Below are 14,005 nucleotides of genomic sequence, written 5' to 3' on the forward strand. Positions count from 1 at the left end.
GGTCAGCTCGTCGCCCGAGACGGCGCCGGTGGCGGCCAGGGCCTTGCGGCGGTCCAGGTCGACGCGGGCGCGCTCGAGGTCGGCCTGGGCCGAGGTCAGGCTGGCGGCGGCGCGGGCCTGGTCGGCGTCGCGAGCGGCGATCTGGGCGGCCAGGCTCTGGTCGGTGGCGAGGTAGCCGCGCACCCGGCGCTCGGCGCGGGAAAGATCGGCCTTGGCCGAGGCCAGAGCGATGCGGGCGTCGCTGTCGTCGAGGGTGACCAGCACGTCGCCTTGGCGGACGACCTGGGTTTCATGGACGGCGACGCTGCGCACCGGGCCGCCGACCAGCGGGGTCACCTGGGCGGTGTCGGCGCCGACATAGGCGTTGTCGGTCTCGACGTGGTGCGAGCCGATCAGGGCGTAGTAGGCGCCATAGCCGGCGCCGGCGACGACGATGACGGCGGCGAGGCCGGCGAACAGCTTCTTGCGCTTGGCGGTCGCGGCCTTCTTGGAGGCGGCGGCTTGGACTTCAGCGGAGGCTTCGGAATCGAACATTGGGGGATGCTCCGGGAAACGGGTCAGGCGGCGCGGTAGCCGCCGCCGAGGGCGCGCACGAGCGCCACGTCGAGGGTGAAGGCGCGGGTCTCGAGGTCGGCGAGGGTCCGCTGGTTGGCGATCAGGGCGTCCTCGGCGGTGAGGACGTCGAGGTAGGTGGCCAGGCCCCCGCGATAGCGCTGCAGGGCGATGTCGTGGGCGGCCGACGAAGCTTCGACGGCCTTGCGGCTTTCACCCAGGCGGGCGTCGAGGGCGCGGGCGCTGACGGCGGCGTCGGCGACGTCCTTCAGGGCCTGCGACAGGGCGCCGTTGTAGCTGGCGACGGCGGCGTCGTAGTCGGCCGCGGCCCCGCGATAGCCGGCCCGCAGGGCGCCGCCCTGGAAGATCGGCAGGCGGATAGCCGGACCGAACGAGCCGATGCGCGAGCCGCTGTTGGTCAACATGTCCAGGCCCAGCGACTGCTGGCCGAAATAGGCCGAGAGGTCGACATTGGGGTAGAACTCGGCCTTGGCCTTCTTGACGCTCTGGGCGGCGGCCTCGGCCCGCAGGCGGGCGGCGACGACGTCCGGGCGGCGGCCGATCAGGTCGGCCGACAGGTTCTGCGGCAGGCCGAAGGCTTTCAGGGCGCCGACCTTCGGACGCTCCAGCGACAGGCCCCGGTCGGGACCGGCGCCGAGCAGGGCGGCCAGGCGGTTGCGGGTCAGGCCGACGGCTTCGTCCGAGGCGGCCAGCTGGGCGCGGGCCGAGGCCAGCGCTGCTTTCGACTGCTCGGCCGAGCCCTGGTTCTCCAGGCCGTTGGCGGCGCGGTCGGCGGTGAGTTGCGCGGTCTGTTCGCGGGTCTTCACCGCGTCGGCCGCCGCGTCGCGGTCGGCGAACAGCTGGGCGAGGTCGGCATAGGCGGCGGCGACATTGGTCGACAAGACGAGGCGCGTCTCGGCGGCTTCGGCCTGCGCGGCCTTGGCCTGCGAGGTGGCGGCGGCGAGAGCCGCGCGGTTCTTGCCGAAGAAGTCGAGCTCCCAGGCGAAGTCCAGCGTCGCGCGGCCGCTGTCGTTGTAGCCCTTGGGCACGTACGCGGCCGGGAAGCCGTTGTGGTAGCTCTGCTTGACCGAGGCGTAGTTGGCGTTGGCCGCCAGGCTGGGCAGCGTGGCCGAACGGGCCTGGCCGGCGAGGGCCTCGGCCTTGGCGACGCGGGCCTGGGCGGCGGCCAGGTCGGGCGAACCGGCCAGGGCCTCTTCGATCAGGGCGTCGAGCTGGGCGTCGCCATAGGCGGCCCACCAGCGGTCGGCCGGCCAGTCGGCGGCCGGGGCGGTCAGGCTCGCTTGCGACGCGTAAGCGTCGGGCGCCTTGATCGCCTGGGCGGGCGGCAGGGTCGGAACCGCGGCGCATCCTGCGAGAGCCGAGGTCGCGAGCAGGGCCGCGAGGGTAGTTTTCAGGGGGAGGGACAAGTGGGCCATCGAATTGCTCGATATCAAACCGTACAGGACGGTCTAAATATAACTTGACGTGACGGCGTCAAGCGAAAAGTGTACACGTCGGTCCAGAAAACGGCTGGGCCGTGTAGCCGGGTCGATCGGGGGGAGAGGAGAGCGCGTGCGCGTCAAGACCGAGGAGAAGCGGAAATGCATCCTGGAAGCCGCCAAGGCGGTGTTCCTGGAGCGTGGATTCCTGGGCGCCAGCATGGCCGAGGTGTCGGCCCGGGCCGGCGGCTCGAAGCAGACGCTCTACAGCTACTTCGCTTCGAAGGACGACCTTTTCGTCGCCACCATGCTGGAGAAGGGGACCCAGATCATCGATCCGGTGTTCGCCACCTTCGAGACCGAGGACGAACTGCGTCCGGCCCTGAACCGCTTCGGCCGCGCCTTCCTGACGTTCATCGCCAGCGAGGAGGTCATGGCCTTCCGGCGTATGATCATCGCCGAGGGCGCGCGCTCCAACCTCGGCAAGCTGTTCTTCGAGAACGGTCCCAAGCGCGGCTGGGCCAAGATGACCGTCCGCTTCGAGTGGTTCATGGACCAGGGCAAGATGCGACGGGTCGACCCCTGGCGGGCGGCCATGCATTTCCAGGCCCTGTGCGAGGCCGGACCTTTCTATCGCCTGCTGGAAGGCGTCCTGAAGGAGCTTCCCCCGTCGCTGGTCGACGAGACGGTCGACGCCGCCGTCGACGTCTTCATGCGCGCCTATGGCGTGGAGCCGGCCAAGGCCTGACGCGCGGTTGCGCATCGCGCGTTCTGAGTTAGTCTTGCACCTAAGAGTTGTTTTGGCGTGCGGAGGCTTGCCTTGTCGAACGGGATCGCGCGGACGGCCGTCCTTGTCCTCGCCGTGGCCGCCCTGGGCGCCTGCGCCTCCTCGCAGCAGGCGCGGCTGGCCAGCCTTGGTCCCTTGCAGACGGCGCTGACGACCTCGCCGGAGGAGCTGCGCGCGCGGGCCGATCGCAACGACGCCTCGGCCCAGCTGAGCCTGTCGCTGCTCTACGAATACGGTCAGGGCGGCGTCGAGCGCGACCCGATCGAGGCCTATCGTCTTCGCAAGGCCGCCACGGCGTCGCGCGGGTCGACGCCGATCACCACCTACATCGCCGGCCTGAACGGCAAGCCCGGACGGGTCTCGATGATCTTCGTGCCGCGCTACGACGTCGCGGCGTTCCAGGCGACCATCAACCTCGCCTGCTCTCAGGCCCTGGCCCAGGACGATCGCTCGCCCGAAGCGGTCGGGGCGTGCGGGGGCGAGGAGAACTACGCCGAACTGGCGGCCCGCTGGCGGCGCTGAGCCGCGTCAATTTAGAAAAAAAAAGGGGGAGGAAAGCCTTGTCGAAGACGGTCATATCCATCGCGTCTCTGATCGGAACGGCGCTGCTGATGACGGCCTGCGCGACGGCCCCTGAGGATCGGCGCGCCGAACTGGAGCCGCTGAAGCTGGCGCTCACCACCTCGCCCCAGGAACTGCGCGACCGCGCCGTCGGCCCCAGCGCCAAGGTGCAGTTGGCGCTGGCCCTGCTTTACGAGAACGGCCAGGGCGTCGAGCGCGATCCGGTCGAAGCCGAGCGTCTGCGCAAGGCGGCGACGGCTTCGCGGGGGACCTTGCCGCGAACCGAACGCGAGACGCTGGATCTGCCCGGCGAGAAGGTGTTCCGGGAAAACGCGCCGCGCTACGACATCGTGGAACCCCAGGTCGCCGCCAATCGCGCCTGCGCCAAGGTCCTGGCCGCGGGCGACCGCTCGGCCAAGGCGGTCGAGGCCTGCGGCGGGCAGGCCAGCTACGCCGAACTGGCGGCGCTCTGGCGTTAGACTCGATCGATATTTCCGAGCATCCCCGCGAAAGCGGGGACCCAGGCTTTTTCTGAAGCCCGCGGCGCTCGACGATAAAACGCCTGGGCCCCCGCCTTCGCGGGGGTTTTACGGATTTGCTGGAGGCTGCGGGCCGAAGACTGCCGACCCGAGCCTAACCTGCCGCGCCGGCGATCAGCTCCAGCGCGTCGGCTTCGGACACCACCTCGGCGTACTTGGCCTGAAGGTCGAAAAGGTTGGCTTCCTGCACCCGCTCGTCGCGGTCGCCGGAGGCCTCACGCACCACGAACGGGATGAAGCCGTGCTGCAGGGCGTCCAGGGCGCTGGCCCGCACGCAGCCGCTGGTCGAGAACCCGCCCATGATCACGGTGTCGACGCCCATGGCCCGCAGGGTCGAGGCCAGGGGCGTGCCGAAGAAGGCCGAGGCGTACTGCTTGGACAGCACGATCTCGCCCTCGATGGGCGTGATCTCCTTGGGAAAGGCGCCCAGCGGCGAGCCTTCCTGGAAGGCCTTCAGGGCCGGGACCTTGCGATAGAACACCCCGCCGTCGCGGCCGCCGACTCCGGCCTGGTAGACGACGTTGGTCAGGATCACCGGGATGCCGGCCTTGCGCGCCGCTTGTAGCAGCCGGGCGTTGCTGGCCAGGGCCGCCTCGACGCCGGCATAGAGCGGTGAGTCCGGCAGCAGATAGGCGTCGACCACGTCGATGATCAGCAGGGCCGGGCTCTTGCCGAAGGCCAGGCGGCCGCCGAAGCCGGCCTTGTGGTAGTCCGCGTCCAGGTCTTCAGCCATTTCTACTCCGTGCATCCCCGCCAAGGCGGTGAGTGGTCCTCGTCCTTCGACAGGCTCAGGATGAGGACCATATCTAGCGCCGCGATCCATCGGCGATTGCAGTAGAAAACCTCATCCTGAGCCTGTCGAAGCATGCCCTTGGGCGGGCCGTGCAGGCACGGCCCTAGGGGACGAGGTTTTCGCTGGTCCTAGACCACGCCCTGCTCGGCGAAGGCCTTCAGTTCGCTTTCGCTCACCCCCAGCTCGCTCCACACCGCCGCATTGTCCTGGCCCACCGCCTGCGAGGCGATGGCGCGGACGACGCCGGGGGTCTTGGAGAGCTTGGGCATGACGTTCTGCATCGGCAGTTCGCCCCAGCGCGGGTGGTCGAGCGTGACGATCGACTCCCGGGCCGCGAAATGCGGGTCGGCCAGCATCTCGGGCGCGCGATAGATCTTCCCGGCCGGCACGCCGGCCTCGATCATCTTGGCCTCGACCTCGTCGACCGTGAGGGTCTTGGTCCAGGCCTCGATGAGGGCGTCCAGCGCCTTCATGTTGCGGCCGCGGTTGACGTGGTTGACGTAGTCCGGGTGCTGGGCCAGCTCGGGCTGGCCCATGGCCTTGCACAGACGGCCGAACACCGTGTCCTGGTTGGCGGCGATCAGGTAGTCGCCGTCCTTGCAGTGATAGACGTTCGACGGCGCGATGCCGGGCAGCACCGAGCCCGAGCGCTCGCGGATGTAGCCCATGACCTTGTAGTCGGGGACCAGGCTTTCCATGACCTGCAGCACCGCTTCGTAGAGCGAGCTGTCGACCACCTGGCCCTGGCCGGTGGCGTCGCGGTGGCGCAGGGCCGCCAGGGCGCCGAGGCAGCCGTAGGTGGCCGCCAGGGCGTCGCCGATTGAGATGCCCATGCGCGAGGGCGCGCGATCGGGATCGCCGACGATGTGGCGCCAGCCGCCCATGGCCTCGCCGATGCCGCCAAAGCCCGCGCGGTCGGCATAGGGACCGGTCTGGCCGTAGCCGGACACCCGCACGATGATCAGCCCCGGGTTCTCGGCGTGCAGGACTTCGGGCGACAGGCCCCAGCCCTCCAGCGTGCCGGGCCGGAAGTTCTCGATGAGAATGTCGGCCGTGGCGATCAGCTTGCGGGCCAGGGCCTGGCCTTCCGGCACGCGCAGATTGGCCGAGACCGTACGCTTGTTGCGGGCCACGACCTCCCACCACAGCGGATAGTCGCCGCGGCCCCAGTCGCGCATCGGGTCGCCCTTGCCGGGCGGCTCGATCTTGATGACGTCCGCGCCCATGTCGCCCAGCAGCTGGCCGCAGAATGGACCAGCGATCAGCTGGCCCATCTCGACGACGCGCAGGCCCTTGAGGGGACCGGTGTTTTCAACCGTCATGACGCTTACGACCTACTCCGCCGCCAGGGCCAGCGGCGCATTGCGCCACACGGGCGGACGCGGCGCGGGCAGGCCGGTGTCGGCCAGGCACGAGGCGCGCAGCTCGTCCAGCGACGGGCCGCGGTCGAACACTTCCAGCGGGCCGCGCTCGGCGCGGATCTTGGCCCGCAGGGCCTCGGTCGCGGCCGCATCGACCTTGCCGGCGCCGTCCAGCACCACGCCGTAGCGTTGGGCGCCCTCGGCGCTGACCAGGCCGCGCGCGACCTCCAGCTCGACCAGCTCGACTTCGCGCTCCAGCGGGTCGCCCCAGCCGCCGCCGCCCCAGGTGACGAAGTGCAGCAGGTCGCCCTTGTCGACCTGGATCCCGTCGCACTTGGAGGGCAGGGCGATGCTCTCGCCATTGCCCTTGTCCAGACGCTTCCACGAGCGGGCGCCCGGCGCGCCGCCGTTGACGCCCCACGGCGGCACGAACCAGCGGTCGTCGTGGATGGCGATCGTCCCGGCTTCCGTGAACTTGTAGGTCATGTGGATGCCGTTGCCGCCCCGGAAGCGCCCGGCGCCGCCGCTGTCGGCCACGCTCTCATAGCGCTCGATGACCATCGGGAAGTAGCGTTCCAGGAACTCGTTCGGAACGTTGGTGAAGCCCGGCCACAGCGAGTGGCCGTCGGCGCCGTCGCCGAACGGACGGCCCGGAATGCCGCCGAAGCCGATCTGGAACAGCTGGAACCACTCGCCCTTGCCGTCGAAGCCCGAGAACATCAGGTGCGGCGAGCTCGAGAAGCCGGCGGCGCACAGGAATTCCGGGGTCTTCTGGCCCAGCAGCGCGCCCAGCACGTCGAAGATGCGGCCAAGAGCGTGGGTGCGGCAGGAGAGGGCGGCCGGGAACTTCGGCTTCAGCAGGCTGCCTTCCGGGATCCGCACGTCGACGAGGTCGTAGAAGCCGTCGTTGAACAGGATCTGCGGGTCGAAGACCATGATCATGTAGATGCCGAAGAACATCTTGAACATGTTCTCGTTCAGCAGGAAGTTGATCGAGCTGTCCGACTGCGGATCGGTGCCGTCGAAATCGAGCACCACCTTGCCGCCTTCGCGCCACATGGTGCACTTGATCTTGAACGGACCAGCGCCCTTGCCGTCGTCGCAGATGTAGTCCTCGAACGACACCGGCGCTTCGCCGATCGCCGTCGAGATCAGGTGGGCCATGGCGCGGTGGTTGCGGGCCAGAAGCTCGTCCAGGGCGCTGGCGAACACGTCGTCGCCGAAGCGCTCGCAGATCTCGACCACCCGGCGGCCGGCCACGCGGCACGAGGCGACGATGGCGTGCAGGTCGGCCTTGAACCATTCGGGCATGCGCGACTGGTGGGCGGCGATGCGGACGATGTCGCTCTGCAGCTCGCCCTTGCGATAGAGCTTCACCGGCGGCAGGCGGAAGCCTTCCTCGAAGATCGAGGCCGCGTCGGTGGGCAGCGAGCCGGGCACCTTGCCGCCGACGTCGGTCATGTGGCCGAACATCGCCGACCAGGCCACCAGGCGGCCGTCGCGGAAGATCGGGGCGATGCACAGCTGGTCGGACGCGTGGCTGATCGCGCCCTCGACCGAATAGGGGTCGTTGACGAGGATGATGTCGCCTTCCTCGATCTCGCCGTCATAGCCCTTGAGGAAGCCGTCGATGAACGAGCCGAACTGGCCCACCACCATGCGGCCGTCGCGGTCGGCGATCAGCGGGAAGGCGTCGCCCTGCTCGCGGATGCCGGGCGACAGCGCGGTGCGGAACAGGGTGGCGTCCATCTCGACGCGGGCGTTGCGCAGGGCGTTCTCGATGATGTCGAGCGTCACCGGATCGACGGCGACCTTGCCGAAGGGCGTGGAATTGGTTTCCAGGATGCGCGCGGGCATTCGTTAGCCCTCCTTGGTCGGGTTGATCAGGATGACGCCGTAGACGTCGACGACGGCTTCGCAGTCGGGCAGCACCAAGGTGGTCGAATCCATCTCGGTGATGATCGCCGGACCCGGAATGCGGTCGCCGGCGCGGAGCTTGGAGCGGTCATAGATGGCGGCCGGCTTCATGCCGCCGTCGGCCCAGACCTCGTGGTCGCGGATCTTGGCGCGCGACGGATCGCCGTCGCCCTTCTCGATCTCGAGGCTGGGGATCTCCTGCACCTTGCCCATGGCGACGGCGCGCAGGTTCACCAGCTCGTGCTCGGCGTCCATGTTGAAGGTGAAGAGGCGGCGGTGCTCTTCGTCGAAGGCGGCGGCCAGGCGTTGCAGCCCGCCGTTCTTCAGGCTGTCGAGCGTCACGTGCATGGGCACTTCGAAGGCCTGGCCGTGATAGCGGACGTCGATCTCGAAGCGGGTCTCGATCTCGGCGTCGGCGACGCCGTCGGCCTTGAGGGTGTCGCGGATCTGGCCGTCCATCTCGCCGAACAGGCTCAGCACCTCGGCCTCGGTCGCGGCCGACAGGCGCTTGGAGTAGGAGCGGGCGGTTTCGGTGCGCATCCGCGTCGTGGCGTCGCCCAGGGCGCAGAGCACGCCCGGCGAGACCGGCGACACGGCCGGCCACGAGCCCATCAGCTTGGCCACGGCGTTGACGTGCAGGGGGCCGGCGCCGCCGAAGCCCATCAGGGCGAAGTCGCGCGGGTCGTAGCCCTGCTGCACCGAGATCATGCGCAGCGCGCCGAACATGTTCTCGTTGACGATGTCGATGATGCCGCGGGCGGCTTCGTAGAGGTCCACGCCGAGCGCATCAGCGATGGTCTGCACCGCCGTCTTGGCCGCCTCGCGGTCGAGCTTGAAGGCGCCGCCCAGCAGGTCTTCAGGCAGGTAGCCGAGCACGACGTTGGCGTCGGTGACGGTGGGGGCCGTGCCGCCCTTGCCGTAGGCGGCGGGACCCGGCGCGGCGCCGGCCGATTCCGGGCCGACACGCAGGGCGCGGGTCAGTTCCGGCACCTTGGCGATCGAGCCGCCGCCGGCGCCGACCGTCTTCACGTCCAGCGACGAGGCGCGGACGGTGAGGTGGCCGACGTCGGTGGTGCGCACGCGGCGCGGCTCGCCGTTCTCGATCAAGGCGACGTCGGTCGAGGTGCCGCCGACGTCCAGCGTGAGAATGTTTTTCAGGCCCGAGTTACGAGCCACCCACAGGGCGCCGGTGACGCCGCCGGCGGGACCCGACATCAGCAAGGACACCGGGTGCTCTTCGGACTTTTCCGACGACATCAGCCCGCCGTCCGAGCGCAGCAGGGCGATGCGGCCCTGCATGTCCAGGCCGCGCAGCTTGTCGCGCAGGTTCTTGACGTACTTGGAGACCACGGGGCGCACGGAGGCGTTGGCGACGGTGGTCAGGGTGCGCTCGTATTCCTGCATCTCCGGCAGGACCTCGTGCGACAGCGAGACCAGCACGCCCGGCAGGATCTCGGCGGCCAGTTCGGCCACGCGACGCTCGTGCGAACCGTTCAGGTAGGCGTTCATCAGGGCGATGGTCACCGCCTCGACGCCCTGTTCCTTCAGCTTGGTCAGCTGGGCGCGGGCGTCGGCCTCATCAAGGGGGCGGATCTCCTTGCCGGCCGCGTCGATGCGACCCTTGATCTCTACCGTGTCTTCCAGCTTGGCCAGCGGCTCGGGCTTGGGCCAGATGATCCAGGCGGCCAGGCCGCCGGGCACCAGCGAGCGGGCGATCTGCATCACCTGGTGGTAGCCCTCGGTGGTCACCAGGCCGACGCGGGCGCCCTTGCCCTCGAGCACGGCGTTGGTGGCCACGGTGGTGCCGTGCAGGAAGACGTCGACGTCCGACGGCTTGACCCCGGCCTTCTCGCAGACCGCGTTGACGCCGGTCATCACGCCGACCGAGCTGTCATGCGGGGTAGACGGCGTCTTGTGCCGCCAGAAGTCTCCCGTCGCCTCGTTCAGCAACAGCAGGTCGGTGAAGGTCCCGCCTACGTCCACGCCCAATCGGTAAGCCATCGTCAGCCTCTTTGCTGGCGCGCCAACATCCCCCCAGGGCGGCGGCGCGACGCCTATTCGGGCGACATTCCCCCGATCGGGCGGCGCGCGCCGGATCGGGGGAGGGGTTTCACCGCTGTGCGGGCGCCATCAGAACTTCACGGCGAGCTCCACGCCCCAGGTCGCGCCGGCTGCGGGCGAGACGAAGCTGCCGCCGAACTCCGGCGCCGGGATCACCTCGGCGGCGTAGTCCTCATCCAGCACGTTCTTGCCGAAGGCCGTCAGGCTCCAGGCGTCGGCCTCGATCCCGGCCCGCAGGTCCAGGGTGGTGTAGGCGTCGCGGCGGGACTTGGCGTAGTTGGCCCGGCCCAGGGCGCCATAGCTCAGCTCGAAGACGGTGGGGTTGTCCTGGTCCTGCACGACGTGGAACCAGGTCGGTCCCGTGCCCCGCACGTCGGCCCGCAGGTGCAGAGACAGGTTCTGCGGCAGCGGATGGGTGTAGTCGGCCGCCAGGTTCCAGGTGTAGCGCGGCGTGTAGGGCGACTCGTTGCCCACCGTGTCGGGCCGCACCGAGTTCTTGCGGATCTCGCTGTCGGTATAGGCGCCCGAGGCCTCCAGGATCAGGTTCGGGCTGGCCTTGTAGCGCAGGCCCAGCTCGGCGCCCTTGATCCGCACCTCGTCGATGTTCGACACCACGCGCAGCAGGCCGAACGGGCCGACGAAGAACTCGAAGAACTGCATGTCGTCGACGTCGGTCTGGTAGGCGGCGGCGTCCACGGTCAGGCGACCGTCGAACATCCGGCCCTTGGCCCCGATCTCGAAGCTCTTGGAGACTTCCTTGTCGAAGTCGTCGCGGATGGTCACCGGCTTGTAGCCGGCCGCCGTGCGCACCGGGTTGATGAACAGGTTCACCGTCGCGGCGCTGCCCTGGCTGTTGAAGCCGCCCGACTTGAAGCCCACGCCCCAGTCGCCGTAGAGGGTCCAGTCTTCGCTGGCCTTCCAGCGCAGGGCGATCTTGGGCTGAAGCTGGTCGTAGGTCTTCTTCTGGTCCTTGATGCCGCCCGGATTGATCGTGGTGTCGAGGCCGGGGTTGAGGGCCGCGCCGCCGGTATAGGCCGGGCCGTCGAAGTCGATGTACTTGGTGCGCGCGGCGGTCGGCACCAGGTTGTGGACCTTGCGTTCCTCGCGGTCGTACCGCAGCGCTAGCGAGCCTTCGAGGCTGGGCGCGAAGTCGTAGGCCAGATGGCCGAACACGGCCGCCACGTCGCTCTTGAAGTCGTCCCAATAGAGCTGCTCGGTCGAATAGGCCGAGGACGAGGGTACGTAGAGCGACCGTGGGATCTCGCCGCCGCCGTCCAGGCCGGTGGCGACGCCCACCTCGCGGTCGATGCGCAGGGCGTAGGCGCCGACCATCCAGCGCAGGGCCTGGTCGGAGCGCGAGGTCAGGCGCAGCTCGCCCGACAGGTCGCTCTGGTCGCGCTTCTGATATTGGTAGCCGTCGCAGGTGGTCGGCGTGTAGGGCCCGAAGAACGAGCCGGCCGCCGTGGTTCCAAGATACTGCGGCGAGGGCAGGGTGACGCCCTTGGCGTTCAGCGCCGCGATCGAGGCCGCGCAACTGGCGCTGGCGTTGAAGAAGCCGAACGAGGCCGAGGCGCCGTCGGCGACCAGGTCGTTGTCGATGTCGGAATAGAGCGTCCAGGCCGTCAGGGTGGCGAAGCCGAGGTCGCGCTCCAGCTTGGCCGACGCCTCGAAGGCCTCCTGCCGGTTGGTGTGCTGCACGTTGTTCTGGAAGGCGAAGTCGTGGTCGTTGACGTCCTCGTAGTAGGACGGCGTGCTCAGCACCGAGGCGAACGAGGGCAGGGCGAAGACGGCGTTGTAGGCGATCGAGCCGGCCGTCAGCCGGCCGTAGCGGGCCTTGAGGTCGAGCTTGGTCTTCTCGTCCAGCCGCGCCACGAGGCGGCCGTTGAGATTGTAGCCGCGATAGCGGTCGACGGCGCCGTCGCTGAACTGGCTGTCGTAGAAGCCGTCGGTGCGCCGCCAGTCGGCCGACAGGCTGCCGGCCAGCTTGTCGGTGAGGGGGCCGGCCACCCGCAGGTCGCCGGCGTAGCTCTTGCGGTTGCCGGCGCTGAGCTTGGCCGAGCCTTCGAACTCGTCGCCCGGCTCGACGGTGGAGACGATGATCGCCCCGGCGGCGGCGTTGCGGCCGTAGACCGCGCCTTGCGGGCCCTTCACCACCTCGATCTGGCGCAGGTCGGAGAATTCGCGGTTGAAGGCGGCCGGGTTGGCCATCTGCACGCCGTCGACGACGAAGGCGAACGAGGCCTGGGCGTCGCGGGCGCCGTTGACGCCGCGGATGTTGACCTGGGCGTCGCCCTGTTCGGCGGCCTGCACCAGGCTGACGCCCGGGGTCAGGGCCACGAAGTCGGCGGCGCGGGCGACGCCGGCGGCTTCCAGCGTCGACTGGCCCAGGGCGGTGACGGCGGCGGGCACGTCGCGCAGGTTCTCGGCCCGCTGGCGGGCGGTGACCACCACCTCTTCGACGGCGGTGTCCTGGGCGGACGCCGCGCCGGCCCAGGCCAGGGCCAGCAGCGATACGCCGGCGCAGGCGGCGAGTGTTCCAGCAGTTTTCATTGATCAGCTCCCCTCGTTGATCGGGGGAGCTTGCGCCGCATACCGATGTTCGCTGCGTGGCCGCGCGGGCTCCCCGCCTGTCGGGCGCCGGGGGCGGGGCGCTGGTTTCGGAGGCGCCGCCGCGCATGCTCGCGCGCCATGCCTGCCCGCGTCGCGGGCGTCGAGGAACACGCGCCATGACCACCCGCATCGAGATCGTCGAAGTGTCGCCCCGCGACGGGCTGCAGAACGAGAAGACGATGGTCTCGGCGACCGACAAGGCCGCCCTGGTGCTCAAGGCCGTCGAGGCCGGCGCCCGCCGGGTCGAGGCGGTCAGCTTCGTCAATCCGCGCGCCGTGCCGCAGATGGCCGACGCCGACGAGGTGATGGCCCGGCTGCGCGGCCAGCAGGACCTGCGCGCGCGCGGCGTGTCGCTGATCGGTCTCGTGCTGAACCGCCGGGGCCTGGACCGCGCCATCGCCGCCGATGTCGACGAGGTCAATTTCGTCGTGGTGGCCAGCGAGACCTTCAACGCTCGCAACCAGGGCGTCCCGGTCTTCGAGACCCTGAGCCAGATTTCCGAGGCCCCCGAGGTCGCGCGCCAGGCGGGGCTGAAGCTGGGCGTGACCATCGCGGCGGCCTTCGGCTGTCCGTTCGAGGGCGAGGTGGCGGTCGAGCAGGTGGCGCGGATCGCCGCCGAACTGGCGAGCTTCGGCGTCACCGAGATCACCCTGGCCGACACCATCGGCGTGGGCGACCCGCTGGCGGTCGAGACCCGCTTCGGCGCCGTCCGCGCCGTCGCGCCGGGGGCGGTGCTGCGCGCGCACTTCCACAACACCCGCAACACGGGCCTGGCCAACGCCTTCGCCGCCTGGCGCGCGGGCGTGGCCAGCCTCGACGCCTCGATCGGCGGCATCGGCGGCTGCCCCTTCGCCCCGGCCGCCACCGGCAACGTCCCGACCGAGGACCTGGCCTACATGTTCGCGCGCATGGGCGTGGCGACCGGGCTCGACCTGCCGGCGCTGATCGAGACGGCCGGCTGGCTCAAGGGCGTGCTGGGCGCGCCGAGCCTGCCGGGCATGGTGTCGAAGGCGGGCGGATTTCCTCAGCCCTGATCCTTCTCCCCTTGCGAGAGAAGGTGGCGGCGAAGGCCGTCGGATGAGGGGTCTCTCAAAAGCAAACGCCGCGAAAGCTGATCAGCTCTCGCGACGTCTGAGGTCTGTGCGACCCCTCACCCGACCTCCTTCGGAGGCCACCCTCTCCCGCAGGGGGAGAGGGGTCTCAGTATTTGAGGCTCACCGCCACGCTGGCCCCGCCAGCGCCGACATCCACCGCCGAGTCCTCGAACTTCGGCGGACCGAACCTCGCCTTGGGGTCGCGTGACAGGCCGACGCCGTCGGCGGGCAGGCCCAGGGCGGTCTTCTTCATCACCCCGTCGCCGTCCTCGTCGTGGAAGGCCAGGAACG

The 14,005-nt window shown here is 69.7% G+C and carries 12 protein-coding genes; 4 read left to right on the plus strand and 8 right to left on the minus strand.

Going from position 1 to position 14,005, the window contains the following annotated elements:
• Together DMC18_RS18425 and DMC18_RS18430 are read right to left on the minus strand one after the other, a co-directional pair.
• Window positions 1–534: HlyD family secretion protein (locus DMC18_RS18425; RefSeq protein ID WP_146218129.1), on the minus strand; the 534-nt coding region annotated here is incomplete at its 3' end.
• Window positions 535–557: 23 nt separating this feature from the next.
• Window positions 558–1,988 carry an efflux transporter outer membrane subunit gene (locus DMC18_RS18430; protein WP_110119703.1) on the minus strand — a complete coding sequence of 477 codons (1,431 nt, stop codon included), beginning with the start codon at window positions 1,986–1,988 and terminating at the stop codon, window positions 558–560.
• Window positions 1,989–2,124: 136 nt separating this feature from the next.
• Between DMC18_RS18430 and DMC18_RS18435 the strand changes: the two genes are divergently transcribed.
• The 3 genes from DMC18_RS18435 (at window position 2,125) to DMC18_RS18445 (ending at window position 3,818) form a co-directional block, all read left to right on the plus strand.
• Window positions 2,125–2,739, plus strand: coding sequence for a TetR/AcrR family transcriptional regulator (locus DMC18_RS18435; RefSeq protein WP_110119704.1), 615 nt, complete (start codon window positions 2,125–2,127; stop codon window positions 2,737–2,739).
• A 72-nt stretch (window positions 2,740–2,811) separates the two neighbouring features.
• Complete coding sequence (locus DMC18_RS18440) at window positions 2,812–3,300, plus strand: hypothetical protein (RefSeq protein WP_110119705.1); 489 nt, start codon at window positions 2,812–2,814, stop codon at window positions 3,298–3,300.
• A gap of 38 nt (window positions 3,301–3,338) precedes the next feature.
• Window positions 3,339–3,818, plus strand: coding sequence for an SEL1-like repeat protein (locus DMC18_RS18445; protein WP_110119706.1), 480 nt, complete (start codon window positions 3,339–3,341; stop codon window positions 3,816–3,818).
• Between the two features lie 154 nt (window positions 3,819–3,972).
• Here DMC18_RS18445 and DMC18_RS18450 read toward each other — a convergent pair whose 3' ends face one another.
• The 5 genes from DMC18_RS18450 to DMC18_RS18470 form a co-directional block, all read right to left on the minus strand.
• The gene (locus DMC18_RS18450; RefSeq protein WP_110119707.1) at window positions 3,973–4,611 is read right to left on the minus strand and encodes an isochorismatase family protein; all 639 of its coding nucleotides are present in this window, start codon (window positions 4,609–4,611) and stop codon (window positions 3,973–3,975) included.
• A 188-nt stretch (window positions 4,612–4,799) separates the two neighbouring features.
• The gene (locus DMC18_RS18455; RefSeq protein WP_110119708.1) at window positions 4,800–5,993 is read right to left on the minus strand and encodes a CaiB/BaiF CoA-transferase family protein; all 1,194 of its coding nucleotides are present in this window, start codon (window positions 5,991–5,993) and stop codon (window positions 4,800–4,802) included.
• Window positions 5,994–6,005: 12 nt separating this feature from the next.
• Window positions 6,006–7,889: a hydantoinase B/oxoprolinase family protein gene (locus DMC18_RS18460; RefSeq protein ID WP_110133188.1), complete on the minus strand. Its 1,884-nt coding sequence runs from the start codon at window positions 7,887–7,889 to the stop codon at window positions 6,006–6,008.
• A 3-nt stretch (window positions 7,890–7,892) separates the two neighbouring features.
• Window positions 7,893–9,950, minus strand: a complete 2,058-nt coding sequence (locus DMC18_RS18465; protein ID WP_110119710.1) for a hydantoinase/oxoprolinase family protein — start codon at window positions 9,948–9,950, stop codon at window positions 7,893–7,895.
• 129 nt (window positions 9,951–10,079) lie between these two features.
• Window positions 10,080–12,560, minus strand: a complete 2,481-nt coding sequence (locus DMC18_RS18470; RefSeq protein ID WP_110133189.1) for a TonB-dependent receptor — start codon at window positions 12,558–12,560, stop codon at window positions 10,080–10,082.
• A 176-nt stretch (window positions 12,561–12,736) separates the two neighbouring features.
• Between DMC18_RS18470 and DMC18_RS18475 the strand changes: the two genes are divergently transcribed.
• Entirely contained in the window at window positions 12,737–13,654 is a 918-nt protein-coding gene (locus DMC18_RS18475) for a hydroxymethylglutaryl-CoA lyase (RefSeq protein ID WP_110119712.1), read from the plus strand.
• Between the two features lie 166 nt (window positions 13,655–13,820).
• Here the strand turns inward: DMC18_RS18475 and DMC18_RS18480 are convergent.
• The coding region (locus DMC18_RS18480; RefSeq protein ID WP_146218130.1) for a DUF2141 domain-containing protein at window positions 13,821–14,005 on the minus strand (185 nt) is incomplete at its 5' end.

This window comes from Caulobacter sp. D5, assembly GCF_003185805.1.
In the GTDB taxonomy this organism is placed as follows: domain Bacteria; phylum Pseudomonadota; class Alphaproteobacteria; order Caulobacterales; family Caulobacteraceae; genus Caulobacter.

Excerpts from the sequence above, each read along its gene's own strand:
- DMC18_RS18430 (WP_110119703.1), bottom strand. The coding sequence starts at position 1,988 with ATGGCCCACTTGTCCCTCCCCCTGAAAACTACCCTCGCGGCCCTGCTC.
- DMC18_RS18450 (WP_110119707.1), bottom strand. The coding sequence starts at position 4,611 with ATGGCTGAAGACCTGGACGCGGACTACCACAAGGCCGGCTTCGGCGGC.
- DMC18_RS18455 (WP_110119708.1), bottom strand. The coding sequence starts at position 5,993 with ATGACGGTTGAAAACACCGGTCCCCTCAAGGGCCTGCGCGTCGTCGAG.
- DMC18_RS18460 (WP_110133188.1), bottom strand. The coding sequence starts at position 7,889 with ATGCCCGCGCGCATCCTGGAAACCAATTCCACGCCCTTCGGCAAGGTC.
- DMC18_RS18465 (WP_110119710.1), bottom strand. The coding sequence starts at position 9,950 with ATGGCTTACCGATTGGGCGTGGACGTAGGCGGGACCTTCACCGACCTG.
- DMC18_RS18470 (WP_110133189.1), bottom strand. The coding sequence starts at position 12,560 with ATGAAAACTGCTGGAACACTCGCCGCCTGCGCCGGCGTATCGCTGCTG.
- DMC18_RS18475 (WP_110119712.1), top strand. The coding sequence starts at position 12,737 with ATGACCACCCGCATCGAGATCGTCGAAGTGTCGCCCCGCGACGGGCTG.